Annotated in this window: 2 protein-coding genes; one reads left to right on the forward strand and one right to left on the reverse strand. The window is 61.2% G+C overall.

Features of this window, described 5'->3' with window-relative positions; all coding sequences use genetic code 11:
• The first annotated feature begins 280 nt into the window (after positions 1 to 280).
• The gene (locus tag AC07FD_RS09335; protein WP_478349604.1) at positions 281 to 1,177 is read left to right on the forward strand and encodes a diacylglycerol/lipid kinase family protein; all 897 of its coding nucleotides are present in this window, start codon (positions 281 to 283) and stop codon (positions 1,175 to 1,177) included.
• Positions 1,178 to 1,390: 213 nt separating this feature from the next.
• On the opposite strand, the gene AC07FD_RS09340 is transcribed toward AC07FD_RS09335, so the two are convergent.
• On the reverse strand, positions 1,391 to 1,756 hold the full coding sequence (locus AC07FD_RS09340) for a transposase (protein ID WP_342586889.1): 366 nt from the start codon (positions 1,754 to 1,756) through the stop codon (positions 1,391 to 1,393).
• Positions 1,757 to 1,986: the final 230 nt, after the last annotated feature.

Here is a 1,986-nt window from a genome sequence, read left to right on the forward strand (position 1 = left end):
CGACGTCGCTGCCTGTATCAGTAGCGCGTCGTCCGCATACGTAGCCGAGTGTGTCTCTCGACACCGGCCGCCTCGTGACCCGGCCCGATCATAGTTCGACACCCCTTTGGGACGGGAAGGTCCTGCTGGCCCATGACGGAAGTATTCTGGCCAATCCGGGGACAGGAACCTTGCAGGGTGCCGTTGCCAGTCCCTGATCGAGAGGATTCGTGATGCAATATCGAAATTGCATGAGACGAGCAGGCGATACCAGTTTCACTCCTTCGCAAGTGGCGCGCACATGACAGTTCTGGTCCTCCTCAATGCAAGCGCCGGCACAATCCAGCGCGCTGACTACGATGTCGAAGCATTCGTCCGAAGCGGGCTTCAGGCGCGCGGATTGGAAGCCGAGGTGCGAATGGCGGGCGGGAGCCAGATCGCGGAGATGGCCCACAGCTTCGTCTGGGCGAAATCACCCGGCGACAAACCAAGGACGCTTGTGATCGGCGGCGGCGATGGCACCCTCGGTTGCGCGGCTTCGGCGGTCGCGGGAACGGATGTCGTCCTGGGCGTTCTTCCGCTCGGTACCCTCAATCATTTCGCCAGGGATCTTGGTTTGTCGAATGATCTGGGGGCGGCCATGGATACAATCACCGCGGACCATGTGAAACAGACCGACGTTGCGGAGGTGAACGGCCGGGTCTTCCTCAACAACTCATCCATCGGCATCTATCCGTTTCTTGTCGCCGAACGGACCGCCGAGCAGAAGCGGCTGGGGGTCGGAAAGCTTGCCGCGCTCGGCCCGGCGCTTATCCGCACGCTCAAGGTTTCATCGTGGAAGAGGGTCAGGATTTCTATCGGCAACGAGCGAAGCCAGAAGACGCTTTGTGTGTTCGTTGGCAACAATTTCTACGATCTGCGCGAGCTCGGCCACCGCGGCAGTCTTACGTCCGGTGAGCTGTGCGCCTACGTCGTGAAGGCGCAGTCCTGGCTGGGGCTCGCGCTGCTGCCGTTCAAGGCCGCGCTCGGGCTGATCGACCCAGTCCGCGATGTCGAACTCTTCCGGGTTCAAAGTCTGGAGGTCAAAGCGCGCCGACGACACCTGCGCATTGCGATGGACGGCGAGACCGTCGAGGCAATACCACCGTTGCATTATCGGATACGGCCGCGGTCATTGCACGTTCTCGCGCCGCCATGAAAAACGCCGCACCTCTTTGACGAATTGAAGCGTGCCGACAGCCGCCCTCCTGTCCTGAAAATCGAGCCTGGAGCCAATTCGGACTTTAATCTGATGGAACATAGCAACCCAAAAATGATGCGGCATCTGGGGTTAGGCTTGCTGGCGACAGCCCTGCTAGTGGCATTGATCACATCGGAGCGGATCCAGACGTGGGCGGGCAGGGGCACCGTCTCACTCGGCGTCGACAAGCTGCAATCTCGTCGCGATGTACTTAGCCCACTTGCGCCAACGCGGACAGATGAACATTGACCCGCCAAGCGCCGTTTTCGGTCGACGTAGGCGCGGGACCGGCACCCCGACAGCGACCACACCCATTTCAATGAAGGCGATTGGTGGGGTCTCGGATCGGTCACCCGATCTCCGTTCCCGGGTTTGCTTCATCCAGATGTGCAAGTGGTTCGCGTTCATGTCGTGACGCCGCGCGACAACCGCCACCGGATCACCGGACTCCTGCACCTCGCGCATGATCGCCAGCTTCTGCTCGACCGTCCAGGAGCGGCGCGTCCGCTGTCGGCCCGCATCCGTCGGCAGCGGCAGAGCCGCCGGCGTGCTCGCTCAATCACAGGAATGTGAACGAGGCGCGCATGTGTATGGCAGAATACTCGGTCGCCGAAGTCCTGCGGCTCAGCGCCGTCGGCATCAGCGGAGGGACTGCGACGAAATGAATGAGCCGGTTACGCCAAAGTTACATGGAAGGAGACACCCTCATTTTGCTCGTAACCGGGGCAGATTTCCGGGCGATCAGGCTGGAGCGGCTTGGCTGACGA

The sequence above is a fragment of the Mesorhizobium waitakense genome (assembly GCF_056431085.1).